This is a genomic window from Streptomyces sp. NPDC031121, from assembly GCF_055570615.1.
This window is the reverse complement of record NZ_JBVIGV010000029.1, coordinates 1-1,756: the sequence shown is the minus strand read 5'-3', so window position 1 is coordinate 1,756 and position 1,756 is coordinate 1. Positions and strand designations below refer to the sequence as shown.

Annotated in this window: 1 protein-coding gene; it reads right to left on the bottom strand. The window is 69.4% G+C overall.

What is annotated here, in order from left to right:
• Nucleotides 1–13 precede the first annotated feature (13 nt).
• Nucleotides 14–1,633 carry an IS4 family transposase gene (locus ACZ462_RS31675; protein ID WP_467809998.1) on the bottom strand — a complete coding sequence of 540 codons (1,620 nt, stop codon included), beginning with the start codon at nucleotides 1,631–1,633 and terminating at the stop codon, nucleotides 14–16.
• Between the last annotated feature and the right edge of the window lie 123 nt (nucleotides 1,634–1,756).

The window sequence follows — 1,756 nt, the reverse complement described above, 5'->3', positions numbered from 1 at the left end:
CAAGGCCGCGTAGTTAGGGGTTGCGTTGCGTGGTCAAGGGGGTGGTGTGGGCAAGTTGGTATGTGCCGTATGCGGGTTTTTGGAGGGTGCCGTTGTGGGTGAGGCGGCGGAGTTGTCCGCGAAGCGTGGAGGGTTTGGCGTCGTGGAGCGCGTGGGTGATGTCGCTGACCCGCCAGGGCTGTTGGGGGTGGGTGCCCAGGAGGGCGAGGATGCGGCTGGTGAGTGTGGTGGCGGGTGGGGCCGGCGGTTTGGAGGCCGGGGCGGGGTCGGCTCGTGGCGCGTGGATGGTGATGTTGGTAGCGGTGATGTTGATGCTGGTCAGCGGCCTGCCGTCGTCTCGTCTGGCGTGGTAGCGGGAGATGGGGCATTTCACTTTGCGGCTGCTCAGGCGTGCGCGGCGGGGCGGTAGGAGGTGCTCCAGGAGGGTGCGGGTGAGGGCCGGGTCCGGTCCTGTTTCGTCGCTGATCACCGCGTCGGCGCAGGTCAGGTGTTCGCGGGCGGTTTCCAGCGCGATGGTGAAGCTGATCCGGTCCGGGTCCAGGCCTGGCCGCAGGGCGGCGGCCTCCGCCATCGCGTGGCGCAGGACCTGGTAGAGGGCGAGGGTGGCCCAGAGTTCCTGCTCGATGCCGTCGGGGGTCTGTGAGCGCAGGACGCGGCCGTTCATCAGGGTGTGCCGCAGGGCGTAGTAGGCGGACTCGATCTCCCAGCGTTCGTGGTAGAGGCGGATCAGTGCCCCGGCGGAGTCGGTGCGGTGGTCGAGGAGGCTGGTGGCCAGCCGGTAGCGGCCCGTGATGTGTCGGCCGTCGGCGCAGGTCACGGCGATGTCGGCTTCGATGATCCGCACGGTCAGGGCATCGAAACGGGAGAGGTAGGAGCCGTCGGGGAGCTTGGCGTGCACGGGTGGACGGCGCTGGGCCGAGACGCGGACCAGGAACTGGGCGCCCTGGCCGGCGACCTGGTCCAGGAAGGCGTTGCCGTCGAAAGCCCGGTCGGCCAGCAGCAGCATCCGTGCATCGAGCAAGTGCGTCAGGCGGGCGGCATAGGTGGTCTCGCCGCTGCCGGCCGGTCCGAACACCGCACCGAGCAGGCCCCGGGTCCCGGTCTCCACCAAAGTCATCAGCATCAGCGAGGGATAGCCGGCCCAGCCCGGCCTGTGGAAGATCTTCCCGAGCCAGGCCCGGTTCGCGGCGCTGTCCGGTGCCTTGCACGACGCGCAGCCGTCGAAGGCGACCGTGCGCCAGCGCCGGTAGGAAACTCCGGGCATGTCCGGCCGGGCCAGCGGCACCGCCAGCGTCTCGAACAACTCCCGCAACGGCGCGACGCCGATCCGGCGGCGCAGATCCCGCAGCGCTTTCTCCGACGGCCCCGCCACCGCGGTCCCGCCCAGCCCGCATGTCAGCTTCCGCCACACCCCGGCATACCCGACCTGCGGAAACAGGCCCAGAGCCAGCAGAAAATACACCCCGACCCGGGACGGCAGCACCCGCCGCCTCCTCTCGACGGCCCGGTACTGCTCCAGAACCTCATCGACCAGCTTGAACGGAACGTAGCGGGTCAGCCCACCCAAGTGCCCCGGCGCGAAGACGCCTTTGGCCACCCGAACGACACGGACGATGACAGAATCGGCTTCCAACGGGGCTCCCGCCGTGAACAGGTGTCTTGGTCGACTTCCTGTCCTACGCGGGGCCCCGTCCCCATGCCCCCACTTCCCCGAACCGCTTGACAGACCAGCCCAGCACCTAACTACGCGGCCTTG